Here is a 26326-nt window from a genome sequence, read left to right on the forward strand (position 1 = left end):
CTATCGGCGGCCTATCGCCGATCGGCGAGAAACGGATAGCGAGATCGGACCTGCTCCAACCGGGCGAGGTCGATGTCGGCGTACAGCACGGCCTCTTGGCCCTCAGGGGCGCTGGCCACCTCGACGCCGAACGGGTCGATCACCACCGAGTCCCCCTGGTAGTCGATGCCGCCTCCGGTGCCCACCCGGTTCACCCCCACCACGTAAGCCTGGTTCTCGATAGCCCGGGCCATCAGCAGCGCCGACCAGTGGGACCGACGGGGCGCCGGCCAGTTGGCCACCACCACGTAGCAGTCGGTGTCGTGGGCCAGCGTCCAAAACTCGTCGGAAAACCGCAGGTCATAGCACACGAACGGGGTGACCCTCACCCCATCCACGGTCACGGTCAGCCGCTCGGCTCCCGCGGCGTAGTGCTCGTGCTCGCCCCCGTAAGAGAACGGGTGGATCTTGTCGTAGACCGCGGCCACCCCTTCGGGGCCGGCCAGCACGAACCGGTTGAAGGGCAGCTCGGCCTTCGACTGGTCGCTCACCGGCACCGATCCGCACACCCACACGCCGTGGGCCGCGGCCTGGTCGGCCAAAAAGCCAACGCTGGGGCCGTCAGGAGCCTCGGCCACCCGGTCGGAGGCCATGGAGAACCCGGTGGAGTACATCTCGGTCAGCACCACCAACCGGGCGCCGTCGGCCGCGGCCTGGGCAACCTTGGGGCCCAATCGCTCGAAGTTGGCTTCAGGGTCCTCCCACACGATGTCGTGCTGCACAGCGGCGACTTTCATGAGCCGGCCCCCAACTTGGCCAACCGCTCCACCGCTTCATCGAGCACCTCGGGGCGCTTGCAGAAGGCGAATCGCACCAGGTGGCGCCCCTCATCCTCGTTGTCGTAGAAAACCACGCTGGGCACGGCCACCACGCCGCACAGCTCGGGCAGCTTGCGGCACAGGGCCATGCCGTCGTCAAAGCCCAGCGGGCGCACATCGGCGGTCACGAAGTAGGTGCCCGCCGGGCGGTAAACCTCGAACCCGGCGGCGGCCAATCCGCCAGAAAGCTGATCGCGCCGAGCCATCAGTCCGGCCCGCAAACCGTCGAAGTAGTCGTCGCCCAGCCGCAGCCCCACCGCCATGGCGTGCTGGAACGGCGCTCCGTTCACGAAGGTCAAGAACTGCTTGGTGGTGGTCACTGCATCGCGCAGCTCGGGCACCGCGCACACCCAGCCGATCTTCCACCCGGTGAACGAGAAGGTCTTGCCCCCCGACGACACGGTGATCGTGCGCTCCCGCATCCCCGGCAGCGTGGCCAGGGGAATGTGCTCGCCGTCGTAGGCCAGGTGCTCGTACACCTCGTCGGTCACCGCCAGCAGGTCGTGGCGGCGGCACAGCTCGGCAATCAGCTCCAACTCCCCCCGGTCGAACACCTTGCCGGTGGGATTGTGGGGCGAGTTCACCACGATCATCCGGGTGCGGGGGCCGATGGCCGTTGCCAGCTCGTCGGGGTCGAACCGGTAGTGGGGAGGCCGAAGGGTCACCAACCGCCGCTGGGCCCCGGCCATGGCGATGCCGGCGATGTGGGAGTCGTAGTAGGGCTCGAACAACACCACCTCGTCGCCGGGCTCCAACAGCGACAGCATGACCGCGGCGATGGCCTCGGTGGCCCCAGCGGTGATGAGCACCTCGGTGTCGGGGTCGAAATCCAGGTCGTAGAACCGCTTCTGGTGCTCGGAAACCGCTAGCCGCAAATCGGCAATCCCCAGCCCCGGCGGATACTGGTTGTGGCCGGCCCGAATGGCCGCCACCGCGGCATCCGCCACCTCCTGGGGCCCGTCGGTGTCGGGAAATCCCTGCCCTAAGTTGATGGCCCCCGTGGCCAGAGCCAGCGCCGACATCTCGGCGAAAATCGTCGTCCCAAACTCCACCAGCCGTTCGTTCAGCAGTCGCTCGGGCACCAAAGAAGCCTACTTGGGACCCCCTCCCCCTCCCTTTGCCAATACCTCAGGGGTGTCTTGGAGGGCGATGTGCTCTGGCATTGGGGTGACAAGAGCCAGATCTATTGCATCTTCCTCATACAAATGTATGATAATTGAATGCCGAAGGAGCGAGTCACCATCACGGTGGAATTAAACCTTCTCAACCACGCCAAGGCAGCCGTCCAGGCGGGCGTCTGCCGGTCGGTGAGCGAGTGGATCTCACAGGCCATGGCAGAGCAACTGGCCAGGGACGACCGACTGGTGGCACTCGACGAGCTGATCGCGGAATTCGAAGCCTTGCATGGTCCCGTCACCGACGAGGATATCGCTGAGCAGAGACAGCGCGACCTAGAGGCGGCGGAGTTCTGGAGGCAGGAGGGCGAGAGAAAGATGGCCGAGCGCCAACGGCTCCTGGCTCAGCAAGCCGAATGAGCGTCCTCCTCGATGCGGGCGCGTTCATTGCCATAGAGAGCGGCAACCAGCCGATGGACCGGTGGTTGAAGGACGCTCAGCAATCGGGGATCCCGCTGAAGACCCACGGCGGCGTCATTGCCCAGGTGTGGCGAGGGGGAACCCGAGGCCAAACCCGGCTGGCCCGTGCCTTGCGAGCGGTGGAGATAGTCCCTCTGGATGAAGAGCTGGGACGACAGGCCGGGGTGCTGCTGGCCCACAGCGGCCTCTCCGACGCCGTCGACGCCGCATTGGTGGCCATGGCCGATCACGGCGACGAGATCATCACCTCCGACCCCGACGACCTGGACATGCTCGTAAACGCCAGCCAACGCAGGATAGATATCACTCCACTCTGACCCCCCCCTCAATGAGAGAGGGGGGCAGCACAAGCGTAGGCGGGGCGGCCCCAATGTGCTAGCAACCTGGCATGACTTCTGATGCTCAGACATACGGCGGCGTCGTCGGCAACACGGTGGCTGAATCAACCCCCTGGTGGCCCGATCCAGTAACCCCGCCCCCCAACAGCCCCAACATCGTCATGGTCGTCTTAGACGACGTCGGCTTCGCCGATCTGGGCTGCTTCGGCTCCGAGATCGACACCCCCACCATGGACGCCCTCGCCGCCACCGGTCTGCGCTACAACAACTTCCACACCACCGCCATCTGCTCCCCCACCCGGGCATGCCTGCTCACCGGCCGCAACCACCACTCGGTGGGCATGGCGGTGGTGAGCAACTGGGACACCGGCTTTCCCGGCTGCACCGGGCGCATCTCCGCCCGGGCGGCCACGCTGGCCGAGATTCTCCGACCGGCGGGCTACTCCACCTTCGCGGTGGGCAAGTGGCACCTGGCCCCCATCGAAGACACCACCCCCGCCGGTCCCTTCGACCAGTGGCCCCTCCAGCGGGGATTCGATCGCTACTACGGCTTCTTAGACGGTGCCACCAACCAATGGGACCCCGATCTGGTGGCCGACAACCATCACATCGACCGGCCCGACCAGCCCGACTACCACGTCACCGAGGATCTGGTGGACCAGGCCATCGCCATGGTCACCGCCCAGACATCGGCGTGGCCCGAGCGGCCCTTCTTCTTGTATCTGTGCTTCGGCACCGGCCACTACCCGATCCACGTCCCCAAGCCCTACATAAACCGCTACGACGGCCGCTATGACACCGGCTGGGGCGCCATTCGAGAAGAGCGGTACAACCGGCAGAAAGACATCGGCATCATCCCCGCCGACACCGACCTGCCCCCGTTCAACCCCGGCGTTCCCGAGTGGGAGGAGCTGAGCGCCGACGAGCAGCGGCTGGCCACCTGGATGCAGCAGGCCTATGCCGGGATGCTCACCCACACCGACGAGCACCTCGGCCGGCTCGTCGCCAGGCTCCACGAGATCGGCCAGGCCACCAACACCGTGTTCGTTTTGCTGTCCGACAACGGGGCCACCCAGGAGGGCGGTCCGTCAGGCCACGAGAACAGCATGCGCTTCATCAACGGCCTCGAACCCCGCCCCATTCACCAGCAGTTAGCCGACATCGACGAGATCGGCGGGCCCAACTCCTGGATGGCGTATCCCATGGGGTGGGCCATGGCCGGCAATACCCCGCTGAAGTGGTACAAGCAGAACACCCACGCCGGCGGGGTGCGCGACCCGCTCATCATCTCCTGGGCCGACGGGATCGCCGACGGTGGCTCGGTGCGCACCCAGTACCACCACGTGAGCGACATCACCCCCACGCTGCTGGAGGCCATCGGCCTGGAGCCGCCCGCCGAGGTGGCCGGCGTGCACCAGATGCCCATGGAGGGCACCAGCATGATGTACTCATTCGCCGACGCCGACGCGCCCACCGCCAAGGCCGAGCAGTACTTCGAGATGCTGGGCCATCGGGCCATGTGGGCCGACGGATGGAAGGCGGTGACCCGCCACATCCAGGGGGAGAGCTTCGACGACGACCGCTGGGAGCTGTACCACCTCGACGAGGACTTCTCCGAGGCCCAAGACTTGGCCGACGACGAGCCCGAGCGACTCGCCGCCCTCATCGGCCGGTGGTGGGAGGCGGCCCGGGCCTATCAGGTGCTTCCCCTTGACGACCGCATCCTGGAGCGGTTCCACGTGCCCAAGCCCCGGCCCATCACCAGCCGTTCCCGATTCGTGTACTACCCGGGGGCCTACATCCCCAGCGACGGCTGCCCCGACCTCAAGAACGTGTCCTACGAGATCACCGCGGAGCTGACCCGGGCCGATGGCGACGATGGCACGCTGCTGGCCTGCGGCGACGTGGCCTCGGGATTCTCCCTATTCATCCAAAACGGCCATCTGGTGTGGGACTACAACATGGCCTGGGACCACTATGTGGTCGAGACCTCGGCCGAACTGCCCACCGGGCCGGTCACTGTCACCGCCGCCTTCGAGCGCACCGGCAGCTACGCCGGCACCGGCCGGCTATTGGTAAACGGCGAAGAAGCCGCCTCGGTGGCCATGCCCGTCACCCACAACACCCACATCCACGCCGTGGGTATCAGCGTGGGCTTCACCAAAGCCCCATCCCCCAGCCCCCGCTACAGCGGCCAATTCCCCTTCACCGGCGCCCTCAGCCGAGTGGTGATCGACGTGGCCGACGACCGAGAGCTGCCCGACCAGCTGATGATCCTCGACTGATGTCACCCATTTTCAGTCAATTAGATGAATTGACGCACTTGCCCGATAACGTAAAGAGCGGCCCCGTCCCGAACCGCCAAAATCGGACTCGGCCACCCGGGACGGGGCCACCTCGCCAATCAGCATAACAATCTCTGTTGCCGGTTGGCAGCGCGATATTTTGACCTCGTGGCCGCAGAAGACCAGAAGTGGAGCTTCGTCGTCACGGCCAACCGGCTCCCAGTCAGGCGGGTGTGGGAGGGCGATACGGCCAAGTGGGTTCCCAGCCCCGGAGGGCTGGTATCGGCACTGCGACCGGTCATGTCGGGCAATCCCGACGCGGTGTGGGCGGGCTGGACCGGCGTTCCCGGACCGGGGACCGAGCCCTTCGAGGTCGACGGCTTCCAGTGCCACCCGGTAGGGGTCAGCCAAGGAGAGCTGCAACTCTTCTATGAGGGGTTTTCCAACGCCACCCTGTGGCCCCTGTTCCACGATGCCCTCGTGCCCCCCGAGTACCACCGCACCTGGTGGGACGCCTATCGAACAGTCAATCAGCGCTACGCCGCCGCCGTTGCAAACCTTGCTGCCCCCGGCGCCACCGTGTGGATCCACGACTATCACCTGTTGCTGGTTCCCGGCCTGCTGCGAGAGGCCCGGCCCGATCTGCGGATCGGGTTCTTCCTCCATATCCCGTTTCCGGCCCGCGAGCTCTACATCCGGCTGCCGTGGCGAGCCGAGATCATCAACGGCCTGCTGGGCGCCGATCTGATCGGCCTGCAAACCCCGCTGGGCGCCGACAACTTCTGCCGGGCGGTGGCCCGGATCACGGGCGCCAAGACCACCGGCAAGCTGATCCAGCACAACGGCCGAGCCACCCAGGTGGGCGCCTTCCCCATCGGCATCGACACCGACCGGATCGCCAGCTTGGCCGCCGACCCCGCGGTACAGGCAAGAGCGACCGAAATCCGACAATCCCTGGGCTCGCCCGCCACCGTGCTGCTGGGAGTCGACCGCCTCGACTACACCAAGGGCATCGAGGTGAGGCTGCGTGCCTTCCGGGAGCTATTGGCCGAGGGGAGGCTGTCGGTGGACGACTGCGTGTTGGTGCAGATCGCCGAGCCCAGCCGCTCTCAGGTCACCGGCTACGCCGAGGTCCGCCAAGCGGTGGAGCAGTTGGTGGGCGACGTGAACGGGAACTTCGGGGTCATGGGCAGCCCGGTGGTCCACTATCTGCACCAGAGCCACCCCATCGAGGAGCTGGTGGCCATGTACCTGATCGCCGATGTGATGCTGGTAACCCCGCTTCGCGACGGGATGAACCTGGTGGCCAAGGAATACGTGGCCTGTCGCCCCGACAACTCCGGCGTGCTGGTGCTGTCGGAGTTCACCGGGGCGGCCCAAGAGCTGCGGACCGCGGAGCTGATCAATCCCCACGACGTCGAGGGGCTGAAGTCCGCCATGGAGGCCGCAGCCCACCGCCCCCAAGCCGAAGCCGAGCCGGCCATGCGGACCATGAGGCGTCTCGTTCGGTCCAATACCGCCCAGCGATGGGCCGAGCGGTTCTTGGCCCGCCTGGAGGGCTGCGAATGACCGAGGACAGCCGGGCTGGTTACATAATGACCCCCGAAGAGGTGGACGCCCGGCTGCGGGAGCTAGCCCGGGTGCCTGTGCTGCTGGTGGCCTGCGACTACGACGGCACGCTGGCCCCCATCATCGACAACCCCGATGAGGCCCGACCCCTCAGGGAGTCGGTGGCCGGGCTGCGCCAGCTGGCCGCCATGCCCGACACCCATGTGGCGGTGATCTCGGGGCGGGCCCTGCGGGATCTGGCCGCCCTGAGCCGCCTGCCCGAGGAGATCCACCTGGTGGGAAGCCACGGCACCGAGTTCGACGTCGGCTTCGCCGAACACCTCTCTGCCGAACAGCGGGATCTGCGCGACCGGGTGGTGGAGGCACTGAACGACATCGCCCGGCGCGACCACGGATTCATCATCGAGCCCAAGCCGGCCGGCGTGGCCTTCCACTATCGCAAGGCCGACCCCGAGATCGCCGGGGCCGCGGTCACCGATGTGCTCAAGGGCCCCGGCAAGTGGAAGGGCATCCACCTCAAGACCGGCAAGATGGTGGTGGAGCTGTCGGTGCTCAACCTCAACAAGGGCGACGCCTTAGACCGGCTTAGGGCCGACGTGTCAGCCGAAGCAGTAGTTTTCGCCGGCGACGACGCCACCGACGAAGACGCATTCGCCCGACTGGCCGGACCCGACCTCGGCCTCAAGGTCGGCCACGGCCAGACCCTGGCCCGAGCTCGGTTGGACGACCCCCAGTCGGTGGCTCAGATGCTCGCCTCATTGGCCGAGCGGCGCCGGGCATGGCTCATGGGCGAACACGCCCTGCCCATCGAGCGCCACAGCCTGCTCAGCGACCAGCGCACGGTGGCGCTGGTCACCGCCTACGGCTCGGTGAATTGGATGTGCCATCCCAGAGCCGACTCCCCCGCGGTGTTCGCCGGTCTGCTGGGCGGAGCCCGAGCGGGCCACTTCTCGGTCAGCCGCCCCGACGACAGTCCGCCCATCTCCCACCGCTATCTCAACGGCACCATGATCACCGAGACCCGGTGGTCGGATGTGACGGTCACCGACTACCTGGACTGCTCCGACCAGCGCCCCACCGAGCCGGCCGGACGCACCAACCTGATCCGGGCCATCGATGGAACCGGTCGGATCCGCATCGAATTCGCCCCCCGGCTGGACTTCGGCCGAGCCCCCACCGGACTGCACGTGATCGACGGCGGCCTAGAGGTGTGGGGGGCGGCCGAGACCATGGTCTTGCTGTCGCCCGGAGTGAGCTGGGAAATCGTCGACCAAGGCCCCCACCAGACGGCAGTCGCCGACGTCCAGCTCGACGGGACACCTCTGGAGTTGATGCTGCGCCTCGGCGTCCACGGCCGGCCCCTCCGCACCGACTTGACCGAAACCGACCGCCGACAAGCCACCGAGCAGCACTGGCGCAACTGGGCACAGAAGCTGACGCTGCCGCCGGTGGCCAGCGAGGAAGTGGAGCGATCGGCGCTGGTGCTCAAGGCACTGTGCCACCAGCCCTCGGGAGCGATGCTGGCCGCAGCCACCACCAGTCTGCCCGAGGTGATGGGCGGGGTCCGCAACTGGGACTACCGCTACTGCTGGCCCCGAGACGCCGCCATGAGCGCAGCTGCCCTGTTGGCCCTGGGCAGCAGCACGGAGGCCGGCGACCTGCTCGATTGGATCCTCGAACGAGTGGAGCACCTCCCCAGCCCCGAGCAGCTTCGTCCGGTGTATCCGCTGGTGGGCGACGAGGCCCTGCCCGAGGCGGTGCTGCCCGAGCTGGCCGGATACGCCGGCAGCCGCCCGGTGCGGATAGGCAACGCGGCTGAGCACCAAGTGCAGCTCGACGTGTTCGGCCCAGTGGTCGATCTGGCCTGGCGGCTGTGCGACGCCGAAGTGACCCTCACCGACCGGCACTGGGAGGTGGTCAAAGCAGTGGTGGGGGCGGTGGCCACCCGCTGGCACGAGCCCGACCACGGCATCTGGGAGGAGCGCCGCCCTCCCCGCCACCATGTCCACTCCAAAGTCATGTGCTGGATGGCGGTGGACCGGGCCATCAAGATCGCCGAGCGCATCGACCCCGAGCTGGCCCCGTATTGGCGCCCCCTTCGCCACCAGATCGCCGCCGACGTGATCTTGAACGGGTGGAGTGAGCAGCGCCGCTCCTACACCACCGCCTACGGCTCGACCGACCTCGACGCCAGCCTGCTGTGGATCGGTTTGAGCGGGCTGTTGCCCCCCAGTGACTCCCGGTTCGTGTCCACCCTCAAAGCGGTGGAAAGCGAGTTGCGCGATGGCCAGACGGTGTATCGCTACCGCCACGATGACGGGCTGCCCGGCACCGAGGGCGGCTTTCTGATCTGCACGTCGTGGCTGATCGAGGCCTACGTTCTAATCGGCCAGCTAGAAGACGCACGGGCTCTATTCGACCGCTACCTCGACCTGTGCGGTCCCACCGGCCTGCTCCCCGAGCAATACGACCCGGCCAGCGAGCGCCTTTTGGGCAACCACCCCCAGGCCTACTCCCACCTCGGCCTGATCAACGCCGCAATAGCCCTCTCAGGCTCCAACGGCTACTAGACGGTTCCTGCAACTGCGACCCGGAAATCAGCTCCCAGATCCGCTCGGGCGTGGCCGGCATCTCTACGTCGTAAATTCCCATAGGTGCCAGCGCGTCGGCGATGGCGTTGATCACCGCCGGGGTGGAGGCGATTGTGCCGGCCTCGCCGATGCCCTTCACTCCCATGGGGTTGGTGGGGCTGGGGGTTACCGTGGAGTCGGTGCGGAATGACGGAGTCTCAGCCGGCGACGGCACCAGATAGTCCAGGAAGCTCACGTTGCGGGGCTGGCCTTCGGCGTCAAAGGCGGCCTCCTCCCACAGCGCCTGGGCCACTCCCTGGAGGATGCCGCCGTGGATCTGGCCCTCCACCACCATGGGATTGATCTGGTTGCCGCAGTCGTCCACGGCCACGTAGTCCACCATCTCCACCTCGCCGGTCTCGGTGTCCACCTCCACTACCGCCACATGGGTCCCGAACGGGAAGGTGAAGTTGGGCGGGTCCCAGGTCATGTGGCCCTCCAAGTTGGGCTCCATGCCGTCGGGCAGGTTGTGGGCGGTGAAGGCCTCAAAGGCCACCGCGGCCAGCGGCATCTCGGCATCGGGCTGGCCCTTCACCCGGAACGTGCCGTCGGAGAACTCCAAGTCCTCCACATTGGCCTCCATCTGGTGAGCGGCGATGAGCTTGGCCTTGTCGATCACCTTGTCGGCGGCCATGTACACCGCGGTGCCGCCCACCGACAGCGAGCGGGAGCCGTAGGAGTCGAGCCCCAACGGAGAGATAGCGGTGTCAGAGTGCAGCACCTCCACGTCGTCGGGGTCCACGCCCAGCTGGTCGGCCACGATCATCGACCAGCACGTCTCATGGCCTTGGCCGTGGGGCGACGTGCCGGTCACCACCTGCACCTTGGCGGTGGGCAGAACCCGCACGGTGGCCGACTCCCAGCCGCCAGCGGCATAGTTCAGCGAGGCCAGCACCCGGCTGGGGGCCAAACCGCACATCTCCACGTAGCTTGACAGGCCCAGGCCCAGTTGACGACTGTCCCCTGCCGCCCGGCGCTCGGCCTGCTGGGCCCGCAGTCCCTCGTAGTCCACCAGCTCTAAGGCCTGCTCCAGGGCCTGGGGGTAGTTGCCGCTGTCGAACACCAGCCCGGGGGCCGACGAATAGGGGAACTGCTCGGGGCCGATGAAGTTGCGCCGCCGGATCTCAGCCGCGTCCACCCCCACGGCCGCGGCCAGCGAGTCCATGGCCCGCTCGATGGCATAGGTGGCCTCGGGGCGGCCCGCTCCTCGGTAGGCGTCGGTGGGGGTCATGTTGGTGAACACGCCCGTACACACGAATGAGTAGTTCGGGATGTCGTAGCAGCCGTGGTACAAGAAGGCGCCCAGCAAGGGCACACCGGGGGTGACGAGTTGGAGGTAGGCCCCCATGTCGGCCACCAGCTTCACCCGCACCGCGCTGATGCGGCCCTCGGCGTCGGCGGCCAGCTCGATGTCTTGGATCTGGCCCCGGCCCTGGATGGTGGAACCGGCGGCCTCCGATCGGCCCTCGGTCCAGCGCACCGGCACGCCATGGCGCAGCGCCAGCGCAGTACACATGATCTCCTCGGCGTACACATTCAGCTTGGAGCCGAAACCGCCTCCCACCGAAGGGGCCACCACCCGCACCTTCTGTTCGGGCAGACCCAGGGTGAGGGCCACCATGACCTTGAGGATGTGGGGGATCTGCGTGGCCGAGTAGATGGTGATGTCGCCCCCGAACGGCGCGGGAACGGCCACCACCCCTCGGGGCTCCATGGCCGCGGGTATGAGCCGCTGCTGGATGTAGCGCTCCGACACCACATGATCCGCGGCGGAGAACGCGGCCTCCACCGCGTCGGCATCGGGGGTCAGCTCCCAGGTGTAGGAGGCGTTGGTGCCCAGGTCTTCGTGGATGACGTTGCTGTCGGCCAGGGCGTCCTCGAGGTCGACCACCGCGTCGAGCGGCTCGTAGTCCACCTCCACCAGGGCGGCAGCATCCACCGCCCCATAGCGATCATCAGCCAGCACCACCGCCACCACGTCGCCCACGTAGTTGGCCTTGTCTACCGCGATGGGCAGGTGGGCCGGGTTCTTCATGTCATCGGTCACCGGCCACGCGCACGGCAACGGCCCCCAGGATTCAGCCAGATCGGCCCCCGAATAGGCGGCCACCACACCATCGGCCGCCAAAGCGCCGCTGAGGTCTACCGAGTTGATGCGGGCGTGAGCATGAGGACTCCGCACACACGCCACCCAAAGCGCCCCGGTGAGGTCGAGATCGTCCACGAACCGGGCCTCCCCGGTAAGCAGCTCGGGATCCTCCTTTCGAAGCAGCCTGCTCCCCACCACCGCCGTAGAGGAATCACTCATCTCGCCACCTCCCGTTCCCTACCTGAGAGTACCCCCCAAATTCATTCAGTGCAGCCGAGGTCCGCACCGCTGAACGGTGGCAGAGGTGTGCCAGCGGACGAGAGCAATATCCAGGCGTCTGGGGGGTGGCGCCGGTGGCGGACCTGGCCGCACCGACGGCCAGGCCGCTTCCGGTGACAGGACCCGCCAGACGCCGAAAGGACTGCTAAATCCGCCGCCAACCGGTGGATCAGTTAGAAGCGGCGGTGCGGAGGTCGGCCAACGTCTCCATCCACCAAAGGTTCGTAACCGTGGTGTTGCCGGGAAGCGTGGCGAGGCAGTCGTCGACTTGGGCGACCACATCAGGGAGTTCGGCAGCGGCGAGGCGCAGGTCCAACAGTCCGTCTACCACGCGGGAGCGGCTGGTGAGCTCCCCATCGATGGCGTCCAGCAGTCGATCCACCAATTCGGTGATCTCGATTAGGGCCGCTGGGTTGCGGACGGTTTCCAATGTCACTGCTCTCTCCTTCGCTACCGGTTGAGGTTACAACCGCCGGGCACCCGGATGTGTTCCCTCCGGCCTCATGCTATCGGCCCCGGTGACAATCCGTGAACAAGGTTCTTCTACCTGCGCCTTCCCGATAGCGTGGCACGTCGTGAAAGGCAATACGCGACCGATACACACCATCCGCTGGAGGCGCGGGCTCGTCATCTTGCTGGCGCTCACCCTGGTGGCCACCGCCTGCGGCAACGACGACTCGTCGACTCCGGCGTCCCAAGAGCCCGCAGAGCAAGAGTCCTCAGAGGCACCGGCGGCGACCGCGACCCCCGCACCGGCTCCCGACGACGAGCCCACCAGCGTTGTCGTCGGGCTGGAGCAGGAGATCACCAACTTCAATAACTTGACCGCCGGCGACAACCTCCTCGCCGGCCGCCAGATCACCCGGGCGATCTACCCCACCTGCGTGCGCACCCGGCCCGACTTCAGCTTCGAGCCGTACTTCTGCGAAACCCTCCCCACCATCATCCAGGAGGATCCGCTGGTGGTGGAGTACCGGCTGCGGGCCGACGCCACGTGGAGCGACGGTACCCCGGTGAGCTCCGACGACATGGTGTTCTACTTCGAGAACTGCAACGACCCCCAAGACGACTGCGCGGCCACCCAGGGCTTCGACAGCGCCGAGCTCGAGGTGGTGGACGACAAGGCCGTCCGGCTGAGCTGGCCCGAGGGCCAGCCCTTCGTGGAGTACATCCTGCTGTTCTCCGGGCCGTTTCCGCCTGCCCACCTGGGCCGCGACTGGAGCGATGGATTCCGGACTGACCCCGGCGTGGGCGCTGGCCCCTACGTGATGGACGAGTACAACCCGGGCAGCGATCTGACCTTGGTGGCCAACCCCACCTGGTTCGGCGAGGGCCCCCACATCGACGAGGTCACCTTCCGGTTCATCAGCGACGTGGGCAACCTGCCCCTCGCGCTGGAGAACGGCGAGGTCGACGTGATCTACCCCCAGCCCCAGGTCGACCTCGTGGCCCAGATCGGCGGCATTGGCGGGGTGGATTCCTCCATCACCTTCGGCCCCACCTGGGAGCACATCACGTTCAACACCGCCACCGTTCCTGAGGAGGCGCGCCGGGCCATCGCATTGGCGCTCGACCGTGAGCTGATTGTGACCGCGCTCATGCGGCCGTTCTCGGAGTCGGCCCAGCCGCTGGGCAACCGGATCTTCATGAACGGCCAAGCCCAGTACGTCGACAACACCCCGTCCGAGTTCCAGCAAAGAGACGTGGCCGCGGCCCGAGCCGTGCTGGAAGAAGCCGGCTGGGAGCTCGACGGCGACGTGTACGCCAAAGACGGCCGCCAGCTAAGCCTGCGCATCCGCACCACCGGCGGCAATGATCGCCGGGAGCAGTTCCAGGAGCTGGTGCAGAACCAGCTGGGTGAAGCCGGGATCAGAATCACCATCGACAACCTGCCCGGCGGTGAGATCTTCGGACCGGTGTTCGGCTCTAACAACGACCCGCCCGGTCCCCCCGGAGACTTCGACTTGGTGATCTTCGCCTGGGTGGGAGGCCCGCTGCCGGCCACATCGGCCCTCCAAGTGTTCGGAACCGGCAGCGACAGCAACCCTGGTGCCTACGTTGACGACCGGGTCAACGAGCTGCTCACAGAGGCCACCTTCACCCTTGACCTCGACCGCCAAGCCGAGCTGTTGAACCAGGCCGACGCCCTGATGTGGGAGACCCTGCCCAACACACCCGTGTACCAATTGCCCTTTTTCTTGGCCTGGAACGACAAAATCCAGAACATCCAAGACAACCCCACCCTGGAAAGCTTCACCTGGAACCTCGAGGAGTGGACTCTCTCTCCCTAAAGAGAGAGTGGGCCAGGAGAACGCTAGGCGGAGCGGCGGGCCACAAAATGGGTCGTGGTGGGGGGTGGCGCCGGAGGCGGACCTGGCGCACGCGAAGCACGCCAGGCCGCCGTCAGGCGACAGGACCCGCCACCACGGCCCCGTTGGAAACAGCCCGCCGCTACGCCGGAGGCTGGTATAGGTAGCGTTCTAATCAGATGCTCGGGTTCGCGACACGCAAGCTGCTCATATCCGTCGTCGTCCTATTCTTCGCCACCCTGGTGGCCTTCCTCCTAGTCGCCACGGTCGACCCCATCGCCGAGCAACGGGTCTTCTTGCTCTCCCAACCCGGCGGCGCCGAGCAAGTGCAGCGGCTGGAAGCCAGCCTGGGCCTCGACAAGCCCCTCATCGAGCGCTACGGCCGCTGGCTCGGCGATCTGGCCACCGGCGACATGGGCGCTTCCACCGACAACGGCCGACCGGTCACCACGCTGCTGGGCGAAGCCATCCCGGTCACCCTGCGGCTGGTGATAGCGGCCACCGTGGTCTCGGTGATCATCGGGGTGGCTGTGGGGGTGGTAAGCGCGGTCCGCCAGTACGGCGCGTTCGACAACATCTCCACGTTCTTGGCCTTCTTGTTCTTCGCCATGCCGGTGTTCTGGCTGGGCGCAGTGCTCAAAGACCTGGGAATCCGATTCAATGACTGGTGGGGCCGGCGGATCTTCTTCACAATCGGCGAGCAGTCGCCCCGGCTCGACGCCGACTTCTGGGGCACCTGGGCCGACCGGGCCGGCCACATCATCCTCCCGGCGCTCACCCTGATCGCCATCCAACTGGCCGCCACCAGCCGATTCCAGCGCTCGGCCATGCTGGATGTGCTGGAGAGCGACTACATCCGCACCGCCCGAGCCAAGGGGGTCCCCCGGCGGCGGGTCATCACCCACCATGCCCTCCGCAACGCCCTGCTCCCGGTGGTGAGCTACACCGGGCTCACCTTCGGCACCCTGATCGGCGGCACGGTGGTCACCGAGGTGGTGTTCAACTGGAAGGGCATGGGCCGCCTGTTCCTGGACTCGCTGCTGAACGGCGACGTCGCCGTGGCCCAGGGCTGGCTGCTGGCGGTGGGCATCTCGGTGATCATCGTCAATCTGCTGACCGATCTGACCTACGGCTTTTTGGATCCGAGGGTGCGTGATGGCTGACGCAACGGTCAACTTCCTCTCCGACCCGGTGGCTGAGACGGAGGCCCGCTCGCAATGGCGGCTGGTGCTTCGCCGCTTCCTCGCCCATCGGCTGGCCGTGGCCGCAGCCATAGTGCTGGTGGTGGCCTATCTGTTCAGCTACCTGGCCGAGCCCATCACCGGATGGGGCTACAAAGACCTGTCGCCCGATTTGTCGCAGGGGCCGTCGGCCGACCACTGGTTCGGCACCGACACCATCGGCCACGACATGTTCGCCCAGTCAATGCGGGGTTTGCGGGTGTCGGTCCACGTCAGCTTGGTGGTGGCCGGCATCGCCACCGTGCTGGGGTCGGTGCTGGGCGCGGTACAGGGGTGGTTCCGGGGCCGGGTGGACGGCGCTCTGGGGCTATTGGTCGACTTTCTGCTCATCCTTCCCCTGCTACCGGTGCTCATGGTGCTGGGCACCCGCACTCGGGCCAGCGGGGGCAGCTCCCTCATGTTCGTGGCCGTGGTGATCGGCCTGTTCCTGTGGGCGCCTTTGGCCCGGGTGGTGCGGGGCGAGGTGTTCTCCATCCGGGAGAAGGAGTACATCGAGGCGGCCGAGGCCCTGGGAGCGTCCAACACCCGCATCATCTTCCGCCACCTCATCCCCAACGCCATGAGCTCGATAATCGTGTACGCCACCCTCACGGTGGCCACCGCCATCCTGCTGGAGACCGCGCTGGCCTTCTTGGGCTTCGGCATCCAGCCCCCCGAGGTGTCGCTGGGATCGCTGGTGGACGAGGGGCGCGACGCCGCCCGCACCCGGTGGTGGCTCTTCTATCTGCCAGGAGCGGTGCTGGTGGTGCTGGTGTTGTGCGTGAACTTCGTGGGCGACGGCCTGCGCGACGCCCTGGACCCCCGCCGGGAGCAGCGACGATGACCGACCATGCCAGTTCAGGAGGCGACGTGCCGGTGCTGTCGGTGCGGAACCTGGAGGTGACATTCCCCACTCCCGACGGCAACGTGCAGGCGGTTCGGGGGGTGAGCTGGGACGTCTTTGAGAACGAAGTGCTGGCCATTGGGGGCGAATCGGGCTCGGGAAAGTCGGTGAGCGTGATGGCGGCATTGGGCCTTCTGCCGCCCAACGCCCGGGTGAGCGGATCGGTTTCCTACCGAGGCCGCGACGTGCTGGCCATGGCCGACAAGGAACTCGAGCGGCTTCGGGGGTCGGCCATCTCCATGGTGTTCCAAGATCCGATGACCTCGCTGAACCCGGTGATGACCGTCGGGGCCCAGATCGCCGAAGGGGTCCGCATCCACCAGCGGACCAAGGCGGCCATCGCCCGGTCGAAGGCAGTGGAGCTGCTCGACCTGGTGGGCATCCCCAACGCCTCCCAGCGGGTGGACTCCTATCCCCACGAGCTGTCGGGAGGGATGCGCCAGCGGGCCATGATCGCCATGGCCATCGCAAACGACCCCGACCTGCTGATCGCCGATGAGCCCACCACCGCGCTCGACGTCACCATCCAAGCCCAGGTGCTGGAAGTGCTGGAGCGGGCCCGCCAGGCCACGGGCTCGGCCCTGGTCATCATCACCCATGACCTCGGCATAGTGGCCAGAACCGCCCACCGCCTGGCGGTTATGTACGCCGGGCGGCTGGCCGAGACCGGCCCGGTGGACCCGTTGTTCGCCCAGCCGACCCACCCCTACACCGCCGGGCTGCTGGGCTCGATTCCCCGGCTGGACTCGGCGGCCAACCGGCGGCTCACCCCCATCCACGGCACTACGCCGTCGATGCTGGCCCCTCCGCCGGGTTGCGCATTCGCACCCCGCTGCGATTGGGCTAGAGATGCCTGCACCCATGATGTGCCTGATCTGAAGGCGGTTGGCGAGCACGGACAGTCCTCGGCCTGCATCCGCACCGAGGATTTCCAAGCGCGGGCCGAGCCTGCGACTGCGGTGGAAATTCGGCTCGAGCCGCTCGACCGAACCTTCCCCCGGCATCCCCAGTACACGCCGGCTGACAACGCCCTCTTGCAAGTGAGGGAGCTGTTCAAGGACTTTCCCATTCGAGCCAAGGGCCTACGGCGAAGGGCGGTGGGCACGGTCCAAGCCGTCAACGGAGTGTCGCTGCACATCGACAAGGGGGAGACATTGGGGCTGGTGGGCGAGTCGGGCTCGGGAAAGTCCACCGTGGCCCGCTGCATCCTCCGGCTCGCAGAACCCACGTCGGGATCAGTGACTTTCGATGGAGCGGAACTGACATCGCTGGACCGGCGGCAGATGCGAAGCCGCCGCCGCGCCATGCAGATCGTCTTCCAAGATCCAATGGCCTCTCTGGACCCCCGGATGACGGTGTCGTCGATCATCTCCGAGCCCCTCCGGGTCCACCGTACCGACGACGACATCCGCGATCGGGTAGCAGAACTGTTGGAACTGGTGGGCCTGAACCCCGAACACGGAAATCGCTACCCCCACGAATTCTCCGGAGGCCAGCGCCAGCGCATAGGCATCGCTCGTGCTCTGGCCCTATCGCCCGATCTGCTGATATTGGACGAGCCGGTATCGGCCCTGGACGTGAGCGTGCAGGCCGGGGTCCTGAATCTGCTGGAAGACCTGCAAGAGAAGCTCGATCTCACCTATCTGTTTGTGGCCCATGACCTGTCGGTGGTCCACCACATCTCTGATCGGGTAGCGGTCATGTACTTGGGACGGATCGTGGAAGTCGGCACTGCACAGGAGGTCTACGAGCTTCCCGCCCACCCCTATACCCAGGCCCTGCTGTCGGCCGTGCCTGTCCCCGATCCGCCCCGGGAGCGCCAGCGGCGGCGAATAGTGCTCGAGGGCGATGTGCCCAATCCGGCCGACCCTCCGACGGGCTGTCGATTCCGCACCCGGTGCTGGAAAGCCCAGTCGATTTGCGCCGAATACGACCCCGAATTGTTGGACTTGGGCGTCGGACACCCGGTTGCCTGCCACTTCCCCACCCCCGACGACCTAACGGGGTCAGACCAGGGATAGGGTTTCGCCCAGTGTCCGACGTCGTTATCTCCGCCCGCGGGGTGCAGAAGAGCTACGGCTCGAACCACGTTCTCCAGGGGCTGGACTGCGACATAGGGAGGGGCATCACCGGGCTTCTGGGGCCCAACGGTGCAGGCAAGAGCACTTTCATGGGGCTGGTGTTGGGGCTGCGCCCCCGCCAGGGCGGCACCCTCAACGTGCTGGGGGTGGACCCCGACCAGAGCGGGCCTGAGCTGCGAGCCCGGCTGGGCTATGCCCCCGAGCACCATGACCTGCCCGGCGACGTGCAGGCCTCCGACCTGGTGCGCCACATAGCCCAACTCCACGGCCTGCCCCGACGGGCGGCCACCGAGCGGGCCAGCGACGCCCTGTGGCAGGTGGGCTTGGGCGAGGAGCGGTTCCGCCCCGTCGGGACCATGTCAACCGGCCAGCGCCAGCGGGTGAAGATGGCCCAGGCCCTGGCCCACGACCCCGACCTGCTGCTGCTCGACGAGCCCACCGACGGCCTCGACCCGGTGCAGCGCGACGACATGCTGGCCCTCATCCGCCGGGTGGGCAGCGAATTCGGCATCGACATCCTGCTGTCGTCGCACCTGTTGGAGGAAGTGGAGCGGGTGTGCGACTCGGTGGTCATTCTGGCCAACGGCGTGGTGGGCCACAGCGGTGCCCTGCACGACCTGGGGTCGGCCACCGCGGGGATACGGATAGAACTGGACTCCGATCCCCAACCGCTGGCCACAGCACTAGCGGCTCGGGGTGCGGAGGCAGCCGTGGAAGGGCACACCCTCACGGTGACCGGTGTCGATGCCGCGGCCGACCTGATTCGAGATCTGGTGGCCGATCTGGGGCTGGGGCTGCGCCGACTGGAGCCCCGGCGCACCACGCTGGAAGACGTCTTCATCGAGGCCTCCCAATGACCGAGGCCCGTATCCACGACCGCGGCTACTTGGCCTACGACGGGCCCCGGCACGGAACCCGGCGGGCCATGATGAACCTGAGCTACCACACCGTGCAGCGGGTGCTGGGGCTGAAGCGGTCCAACTGGCAGAAGGTTCTCCCCGCACTCGCCCTGCTGATCGCGTTCATACCCGCCATCGTGTTCATCGGAATCGCGGCCTTTTTGCCCCGAGGCGACGAACTGGGGCTGGATTCCACCGCTGACTATTACGGAACCATCACCGGCGCCCTCTTCCTTTTCACCGCGTTCGTGGCCCCGGAGGCCGTGTGCACCGATCGCCGGAGCGGCATGCTGGGGCTGTATCTGGCCTCACCGCTGAATCGGGACACCTACCTGATGGCCAAGTTTGCCGCCGTTGCGGCTGTCTTGGGCACGATGACCTTGGGGCCACCGCTGTTGATGCTGATCGCCTACACCCTGGCTGACGCGGGACCCGACGGCGTTACCGGCTGGCTGACCGATCTCGGTCGAATCTTGGCGTCGGGAGTTGCGCTGGCTGCATTCTGGACTGCACTGTCGCTGGCGCTGTCCAGCCTCACCAGCCGGCGTGCTCTGGCAAGCGTGGGCATTTTTGTCGGTCTTTTGGCCAGCTCGGCGGTAGGCGACGGGCTCTCCGAAGGCGCGGAAATCGGCGACTCGTATGCCCTGCTCAATTTGGTCGCCTTGCCCTTGGAGACCGTCTACCGCATCTTCGGCGAGTCCAACAACGAAGGACCGCCCATCGGCGACGTTGACACCTGGGCTATATACCTGACCCTCATCGGGCTCATCGTTGCCTTCGGAGCGTTCGCTCGCTGGCGCTATCAGCGGATCGAGGTCAACGGATGAGCCAGGTCCAAGCCGGCCTTCCGCCACCGCCGGGTGCTAGCAGTTCCAAACAAGCCGCGCCTCCGCCCATGGTGCAGGCCACCAGCGTGTCCAAGTGGTTCGGAGACTTGGTGGCTGTGTCCGACGTGAGCTTTTCCATCGGCGCCGGGGTTACCGCCCTGCTGGGCCCCAACGGCGCGGGGAAATCCACCATGCTGCGGATGATGTGCGGCCTAGCCAAGCCCTCCAACGGAGCGGTGACCGTGTTGGGCCAGAACCCCCGCGCCGACGTTGCCGTTCTGGGCCGTATCGGCATGGCTCCTCAGCAGGAGTCGCTGCTCGACTACCTGAGCGGTCGAGAGTTTGTGGAGCTGGCCGCCCAACTGCACCACGTCGGCAATCCCATCGAGGCCGCCCGACAGGCCATCCAGACGGTGGAGCTCGACCCCGACGATCCCCGGAAGCTGTCCACATACTCCAAGGGCATGCGCCAGCGCATCAAGCTGGCCCAGGCCATCGTCCACGATCCCCTGGTGATCGCCTTGGACGAGCCCCTCACCGGCCTCGACCCCCGACAGCGGAGGGAGATGATCCAGCTCTTCCACCGGCTGGGATCAGAGGGCAAGTGCGTGATCGTGTCGAGCCACGTGCTTGACGAGGTGGAGCGGTTTGGCTCTCGGGTGTTGGTGATGGCCCAGGGGCGGCTGGCCGCCGAAGGCGACTTCCGCGAGATCCGCAACCTTATGGACGACCGGCCGCTGCGCATCAGCATCCGCACCGATGAGCCCCGGGCGCTGGCCATCGCGCTGTTGGACCGCGGCGTGATCTCCGGATGCCGTCTGGAAGCCAACAACTTGGTGGTGGTCGACACTTCGGATCCAACGGCGTTCCGTCGGGCCGTGGCCCCGGCCGCCCGCGACCAGAATGCCTCGCTGCTGGAATTGCGCCCGCTCGACGACGACTTGGAGAGCGTCTTCCGATACCTGGTGGGCCAGTGATGAGGCATTGGGAGACCCAGTGACAACGCATCGGAAAATACAGTGAACTCCCACATCTACCGAGTGGTGATTCGCAGCCAGATCAGCACCGGCCGGTTGCTGGCCTTGGCCGGGCTGAGCGGGGTGGCCATCCTGTTGGCCTTCGTGGCCCGGGCCGCCGACGACCCGGTAGAAGTGGCCACCCGGAGCATGGGAACTTTCGGAACCAATGTCTTCGCCCCGTTCATCGCCTTGGCGCTGGGCTCGGCGGCGCTGGGCAACCTGGTGGAAGACCGCACCTTGGTGTACGTGTGGCTGCGGCCTGTTCCCCGCCACAGCGTTGCCACCGCGGCCTTCGCCGCCGTGCTCAGCGTGGTGGGGCCCATCGTGGTGGCGGTAATGACCGTGGCCGCGGCCATCACCGGAGTGGGCGACTTGCTGGTGGCCACCGCGGTGGCCACTGCCCTGGCGGTGTTCGCCTACTCGGGGCTTTTCCTGGCACTCGGGCTGCGATTTAAACGGTCGCTGCTGATCGGCTTGGGCTATATCGCCATCTGGGAGCTACTGATGTCCCGACTGGGCGACTGGTTCGCCCGCCTCTCGGTGCGCAGCTACCCGATGAGCATCCTGTCTGACGCCACCGACGTGAGCATGCGGCTGGCCGACCGGTCCACGCTGGCGTCCTATATCGTGCCGCTGGCCATAGGCTTCGCCGGGCTGATCTACACCTCCTGGCGGCTCACCCGCACCGAGATCGACTAGACGCTAGGGCCGTTTGCGGGGCAGGGGCGTAAGATTCCCCCATGCTTGACATGATGGTTGCCCCCACCGCCCAGCACATCGGAGAAGACGATCTCCCCTGGGCCTACGGACCAGACGGCATCGGCCTCAAGGTGCTCCAGATAAAGGAGAGCGAGGGGCTGTGGGTTATCAAGAACCAGTTCCCGCCGGGCTACTCGGTGCAAACCCACAAGCACACCGGCCAGGTGTTCGCCTACACCAGCGCCGGGGCCTGGGGGTACAAGGAGAGCGACTTCCTGAACCGGGCCGGGTCGTTTCTCTATGAGCCGGCCGGCTCGATCCACACCCTGTACACCCCCGACGACAACACCGAGACCACCGAGGTGTTCTTCGCCATCTGGGGCGCCAACCTGAACATGGACGCCGAAGGCAACATCGAGAGCATCACCGACGGCCAGACCGTGTTGATGGGCTACTACTTCTTGCTGGAAGAACAGGGCACGCCCCGCCCCGACAACGTCCTGCTCGACTAGCTGGTTTTCGCGGGCCCCGACAACGTCCTGCTCGACTAGCTGGTTTTCGCGGGCCCCGACAACGTCCTGCTCGACTAGCTGGTTTTCGCGGGCCCCGACAACATCCTGCTCGACTAGCCGCCAGAGGAGTCCAGCAGCGACTCCAGTTCCTCAATGAGGCCGTCGAGGGTTTGGCGATCCTCGTCAATGGACTCTTGGGTGGCCCGCAGCTCGGAGATGAGCTCGCTCAAAGCCCGACGGGTGTCGTCGTCGATGGGCGCCTCATCGGATGGCGTTGGCACCGCGGTGGGCGCGGGTTCACCAGCGTCGGGTTCGGGTGCCGTCGGCTGGGTGGGAAGCACCGAGAGACCGTTGGGATCGGTCAGGGCGGCCAGTGCTTCGTTGAGCGTCGGGCGAATGCGGAGTATGAAGTCGTCGTCGTTGCCGACGCCGGCGATCACCTGCTTCACCTGGGGAAGCTCGGTCTCCCCGGTGGCCTGCACATACACCGGGCGCACGAACAGCAGCGAGTCGCCCACCGGGATCATCAGCAGATTCCCCTGAAGCACAGTTGAGCCCTGCTGGTTCAACTGGGTGAAGGCGTCGGCGATCTCGGTATCGGCTTGGATCTTGGCGTCCACGATGCTGGGGCCGGGAATGCTGGTGCCCGGCACGGTGTACACCACAAGCTGCCCGTACTCCCCCAAGTCTCCGTTTTCGCCGACATCGCTCTTGGCGGCGATGAACGCGGTCAGCTCCTTGCGCTCGTCTTCGTCGTCGCCCGACCCGGACACGGGCACGAACGTTCGGAAGATCACGAAGTCCAAGTCGTCCTCACCGGGGAGCTGGAGCAGCTGGTAGAACGGCCGGATTCTCCGCTCGAGCTGGCGGGTAGCCGCGGCGGTGGCCGTCTCCTCGGCGGCAATGGCCTCGGTCAACTCATCGACGAAGGTCCGGGCGGTGATGCGGGTGCCCGGATCCTGGGCCACGGCCCAGGTCACCGAGTTGGCGTAGAAGGTTTCGGGGTCGTCGATGAAGTAGCGAGCCCACATGGAGGTCTGCACCCGGAACAGGTCCTCGGGATAGCGCAGGTGGTTCTTGAGATCGAGGGGCATCTTGTCGAAGTCCTCGAACAATCCGGGGAAGATCTTGCGCCAGGCCTGGATGATGGGATCTTCGGGGTCGATCACATAGAAAGTGGTGGTGCCGTGGAAGGCGTCGACCACCACCTTCACCGAGTTGCGGACGTAGTTGAAGTCTTTGCGCAGCCCGCTTTCCAACGGCAAGTCGCTTATGTCGGGGGTCTGGCCGTAGGGATACCGGTTGCTGGTGGTGTAGGCGTCGACGATGTAGAACACCCGGCCCTCGGAAACCACCGGATAGGGATCGGCGTCCAGCTCCAGGAACGGGGCCAGGTTCTGGACTCGAAGGCGCAGGTCGCGATTGAAGATGATCTTGGAGTCGCTGTCCACAAAGCCGGAAATAAGCGGGTTTATGTCGCCGAAACGCAGGGCGAACGCGGATTGGCGGAAGAAGCTGCCGATGTCAACTCCGGCTTCGCCGTCGTAGACAAAGGGAACCGTCTCGTTGGCCTCGGTGTAGTCCACCTCGGGAATCGAGGCCCCGACGATGGCGTAGCCGGTGAGGTTCTCGCCGATGTAGAGCTGCGGCCGGCTCAACTCGAAATCGGGGCTGGTGACCACCGGAACGTCGCCGACCGTGAAGTCGGGAGACCCCTGGGTGGTGACCGAGTTGACCGGCGCCACCGCCACGCCATAGCCGTGGGTGTATTGGATGTGGCGACCCTCCCACGACTGCTGGGGGACGTCGGCCACGTTGAGCTGGCGGGCGCCGATCACCACCTCGGTGATCTCGCCGTCGATCTCGTAGCGGTCGACGTCGACTTCGCTGTTGAAGGTGTAGAAGGTGCGCTCCGACTGCTCCACCTGGAAGGCGTTGGGCACGATGTCGGGGTCCAACAGCCGTATGTTGCGAACGCTGGGATTGCCGGACAGCTCTTCGACGGTAATCGAGGTGTCGGGGTCGAACGCGATGGTGGTCACGTTGTCGGCCGTGTTGTCGTCGCCGGGGTTTTTGTCGAAGCCCAGCGCGTGGCGGGTGGCCTCGATATTGCGCTCGATGTAGACGGCCTCTTTCTGGGATTCCTCCGGTTCGGCCCTAAACCGCTGGATGATGGCCGGGTAGATCGCGCCCATGACGATGGCCACGATCACCCACAGACCCACGGCGGTAACCGGCAACACCCAGCCCCGCTGCCAGATGTTGATCACCAGCAGAACCGCCGAGAGCACCGAGATCAACAGCAACAGGTTGATGGCGGGAAGCTGGGCGTTGATATCGGTGAAGGAGGCACCGTCCACCGGTCCCCGAGAAGAGAAGTTGAGGCCGAACCGGTCGAACCAATAGCCCACGGCCCGAACCAGGGCGATCAGGGCCAAAAGAACCGAAAGATGGACCTTCACCTGGGGAGTGACCCGCTGTCCGGTGGTCTGCACCCGGATGCCGCCGTTCACGTAGTGGGCGATGGCGGTGAGGACCGTCACGATGATCAGGGCTCGGAACACCCAGCTGATGAGGAACTGGATGAACGGCAAGCGGAAGACGTAGAAGCCGATGTCGTAGCCGAACTGGGGATCCTCGATGCCGAAGTCCACGCTGTTGAAGAACAGCATGGCCTTCTGCCACTCCCCGCCGGTGCCGCCGCCCACAATGAGGGCGAACAGCACGGCCAACACCACGCTGACCAACCGGCGGCGATGGCCTACGGCATCGTGGTAGTGGCGGAGCAGCTCCTCTTCAGGCCCCGGCGGTCGGGTTTGGGGGGCCAGGCGGTCGGCAATGGCCAGGTTGGAGTAGAGCAGCAGGAAGAAGAGGACGATGAATATGACCGACAAGATGATCCGGTAGACCAGGATCTCGGTCCAGACATCTCCGTGGCCCAGCGAGTCGAACCACAGGTAGTCGGTCCACATGCGGGCGGTCCCCCGCAAGGACAAGATGGCGGCCAGCAACAGCACCAGGATGAGCCCGGCGATGATCTTGGACCGGCGCGTGAACCGCGGGCGAGATGGCGGGCGCGGCCTGAACACATCTCGGGGATTTCGCATACCGAATGGAGACTAGTCTTTACCGACTGGAGCTTCGGCAGCGTCGGGCGCGGTTTCGCGATCTTCTTGAGGCTGATCTCTCTGGGAACGAAGGCGGGCGAAAATGGCGTCTACGTCGTGGCTGTCGTCGGCACTGGCCAGTGCGGGGTGTTCGGCCGCGGCCTCCACCGGATCGCGGTCGGTGGAGGGCAGCAGAGTCACGCCTTCTTGGGCTTCGGGACCTTCTTTGACATCGGGATCCGCATTCGCCTCCCTTTTCTCGACGGGCTCTGGTTGGGCCGGTGACTCGGAGGTGGAGTCGGGCTCGGGGATCATTCCCACATTCTCGGCATCGTCCAGCTCTGAGAGCAGGGCCAAGTCGGTGGGCTGGGCCTCGTCCTCCACCCGGCGGGCCGCGGCATCGGCCAAGAGCTTGGCCTCGGCCAACGACAGCTTGGCCGAATCAATGGACTGGTCGATGGAGGAGCGGGCGTCGCTCAGAATCGAAATGAGCTTGTCGCGCCCGGCACGAAGCCGCTCGACCTGGGCTCGGGCCGCTTGGCGGCGGCGGGCCATATCCCTCAGCACAGTGAGCCGGAGAGCCTTGGCCTGCTCCACGATCTCCCTGCCTTGATCCCGGCCATGTTCGACCTCGGCCTCGGCCTGGTCTCGGGCTTCCTGAAGCAGCCCGGCCACCGCTTGAGCCTGCTCGTACGCCTGCTCCAACAGATCGGCCAGCTCCTCAGCCCCCGAGAATTCCTGCTGGGATCGCAGCTCCGCCACCGTCGCCTGAAGCTGCTCAGCCAGCCGACGGGCCCTTGTAGCCATCTCGCCGGCCTCAGCCTGGGTCTGGCGCCTGGATGCCTCCACATCGCTGTCCAGCAGCTTGACCCCCTCCGAGCTGAACTCAGACTCGACTTCGGGCTCTTCGTCTGCCTGGGCAACCTGCTCCCGAAGGTCTCTGATCTGCTGTTGGCCGGCCTTTATCTGGTTGCCCACCGACACCAAATAGGCCTGCACCTGCCCCTTGTCGAACCCCTTGCGGGTGACGGCAAAGCTCTGCGCGGACACCTGGCCAGGGTCTAACCGCTCAAAGGGAGTCTCGCTGGGGAGGCGTTCGGCCATCGA

At 66.3% G+C, this 26326-nt stretch carries 20 protein-coding genes; 14 read left to right on the forward strand and 6 right to left on the reverse strand.

The window, feature by feature from the left end:
• Window positions 1–11: 11 nt before the first annotated feature.
• On the reverse strand, window positions 12–776 hold the full coding sequence (locus ACOGXH_RS15750) for a carbon-nitrogen family hydrolase (RefSeq protein WP_419930035.1): 765 nt from the start codon (window positions 774–776) through the stop codon (window positions 12–14).
• Window positions 773–1939 carry a pyridoxal phosphate-dependent aminotransferase gene (locus ACOGXH_RS15755; RefSeq protein WP_419930036.1) on the reverse strand — a complete coding sequence of 389 codons (1167 nt, stop codon included), beginning with the start codon at window positions 1937–1939 and terminating at the stop codon, window positions 773–775. Before ACOGXH_RS15755 ends, ACOGXH_RS15750 begins: the two co-directional genes overlap by 4 nt.
• A 138-nt stretch (window positions 1940–2077) precedes the next feature.
• Here ACOGXH_RS15755 and ACOGXH_RS15760 point away from each other — a divergent pair, with 138 nt between their 5' ends.
• The 5 genes from ACOGXH_RS15760 (at window position 2078) to otsB (ending at window position 9214) form a co-directional block, all read left to right on the forward strand.
• The gene (locus ACOGXH_RS15760) at window positions 2078–2392 is read left to right on the forward strand and encodes a hypothetical protein (protein WP_419930037.1); all 315 of its coding nucleotides are present in this window, start codon (window positions 2078–2080) and stop codon (window positions 2390–2392) included.
• Window positions 2389–2769 (forward strand): PIN domain-containing protein, encoded by a 381-nt coding sequence (locus ACOGXH_RS15765; protein ID WP_419930038.1) that lies wholly within the window; start codon window positions 2389–2391, stop codon window positions 2767–2769. Before ACOGXH_RS15760 ends, ACOGXH_RS15765 begins: the two co-directional genes overlap by 4 nt.
• 71 nt (window positions 2770–2840) lie before the next feature.
• Window positions 2841–5075: an arylsulfatase gene (locus tag ACOGXH_RS15770; protein ID WP_419930039.1), complete on the forward strand. Its 2235-nt coding sequence runs from the start codon at window positions 2841–2843 to the stop codon at window positions 5073–5075.
• A 168-nt stretch (window positions 5076–5243) separates the two neighbouring features.
• Complete coding sequence (locus ACOGXH_RS15775; protein WP_419930040.1) at window positions 5244–6644, forward strand: alpha,alpha-trehalose-phosphate synthase (UDP-forming); 1401 nt, start codon at window positions 5244–5246, stop codon at window positions 6642–6644.
• Entirely contained in the window at window positions 6641–9214 is a 2574-nt protein-coding gene (gene otsB, locus ACOGXH_RS15780) for a trehalose-phosphatase (protein WP_419930041.1), read from the forward strand. Before ACOGXH_RS15775 ends, otsB begins: the two co-directional genes overlap by 4 nt.
• Here otsB and ACOGXH_RS15785 read toward each other — a convergent pair.
• A complete protein-coding gene (locus tag ACOGXH_RS15785; protein WP_419930042.1) occupies window positions 9174–11582 on the reverse strand; it encodes a xanthine dehydrogenase family protein molybdopterin-binding subunit in 2409 nt (802 codons plus the stop codon). The two genes, otsB and ACOGXH_RS15785, sit on opposite strands and share 41 nt — an antisense overlap.
• Before the next feature lie 229 nt (window positions 11583–11811).
• Window positions 11812–12078, reverse strand: a complete 267-nt coding sequence (locus ACOGXH_RS15790; RefSeq protein ID WP_419930043.1) for a hypothetical protein — start codon at window positions 12076–12078, stop codon at window positions 11812–11814.
• Window positions 12079–12217: 139 nt separating this feature from the next.
• Here ACOGXH_RS15790 and ACOGXH_RS15795 point away from each other — a divergent pair, with 139 nt between their 5' ends.
• The 9 genes from ACOGXH_RS15795 to ACOGXH_RS15835 all read left to right on the forward strand — a co-directional run bounded on the left by ACOGXH_RS15795 (window position 12218) and on the right by ACOGXH_RS15835 (window position 22112).
• Entirely contained in the window at window positions 12218–13933 is a 1716-nt protein-coding gene (locus tag ACOGXH_RS15795) for an ABC transporter family substrate-binding protein (RefSeq protein WP_419930044.1), read from the forward strand.
• 197 nt (window positions 13934–14130) lie between these two features.
• Window positions 14131–15114 (forward strand): ABC transporter permease, encoded by a 984-nt coding sequence (locus tag ACOGXH_RS15800; RefSeq protein WP_419930045.1) that lies wholly within the window; start codon window positions 14131–14133, stop codon window positions 15112–15114.
• A complete protein-coding gene (locus tag ACOGXH_RS15805; protein ID WP_419930046.1) occupies window positions 15107–16015 on the forward strand; it encodes an ABC transporter permease in 909 nt (302 codons plus the stop codon). Before ACOGXH_RS15800 ends, ACOGXH_RS15805 begins: the two co-directional genes overlap by 8 nt.
• On the forward strand, window positions 16012–18096 hold the full coding sequence (locus ACOGXH_RS15810; protein ID WP_419930047.1) for a dipeptide ABC transporter ATP-binding protein: 2085 nt from the start codon (window positions 16012–16014) through the stop codon (window positions 18094–18096). Before ACOGXH_RS15805 ends, ACOGXH_RS15810 begins: the two co-directional genes overlap by 4 nt.
• Window positions 18097–18107: 11 nt before the next feature.
• Window positions 18108–19013, forward strand: a complete 906-nt coding sequence (locus tag ACOGXH_RS15815) for an ATP-binding cassette domain-containing protein (RefSeq protein WP_419930048.1) — start codon at window positions 18108–18110, stop codon at window positions 19011–19013.
• Complete coding sequence (locus ACOGXH_RS15820; protein ID WP_419930049.1) at window positions 19010–19882, forward strand: ABC transporter permease subunit; 873 nt, start codon at window positions 19010–19012, stop codon at window positions 19880–19882. The genes ACOGXH_RS15815 and ACOGXH_RS15820 overlap by 4 nt, the downstream gene beginning before the upstream one ends.
• Window positions 19879–20859 (forward strand): ABC transporter ATP-binding protein, encoded by a 981-nt coding sequence (locus ACOGXH_RS15825; protein WP_419930050.1) that lies wholly within the window; start codon window positions 19879–19881, stop codon window positions 20857–20859. Before ACOGXH_RS15820 ends, ACOGXH_RS15825 begins: the two co-directional genes overlap by 4 nt.
• Window positions 20860–20901: 42 nt before the next feature.
• A complete protein-coding gene (locus tag ACOGXH_RS15830; RefSeq protein ID WP_419930051.1) occupies window positions 20902–21600 on the forward strand; it encodes a hypothetical protein in 699 nt (232 codons plus the stop codon).
• Window positions 21601–21641: 41 nt separating this feature from the next.
• Window positions 21642–22112, forward strand: a complete 471-nt coding sequence (locus tag ACOGXH_RS15835) for a 2,4'-dihydroxyacetophenone dioxygenase family protein (protein WP_419930052.1) — start codon at window positions 21642–21644, stop codon at window positions 22110–22112.
• 113 nt (window positions 22113–22225) lie between these two features.
• On the opposite strand, the gene ACOGXH_RS15840 is transcribed toward ACOGXH_RS15835, so the two are convergent.
• Both ACOGXH_RS15840 and ACOGXH_RS15845 read right to left on the reverse strand, forming a co-directional pair.
• Complete coding sequence (locus ACOGXH_RS15840) at window positions 22226–25219, reverse strand: UPF0182 family protein (protein WP_419930053.1); 2994 nt, start codon at window positions 25217–25219, stop codon at window positions 22226–22228.
• A 12-nt stretch (window positions 25220–25231) separates the two neighbouring features.
• Entirely contained in the window at window positions 25232–26323 is a 1092-nt protein-coding gene (locus ACOGXH_RS15845) for a hypothetical protein (RefSeq protein WP_419930054.1), read from the reverse strand.
• Window positions 26324–26326 lie beyond the last annotated feature (3 nt).

The organism is Candidatus Poriferisocius sp. (assembly GCF_965208355.1).
Lineage (GTDB): Bacteria > Actinomycetota > Acidimicrobiia > Acidimicrobiales > Bin134 > Poriferisocius.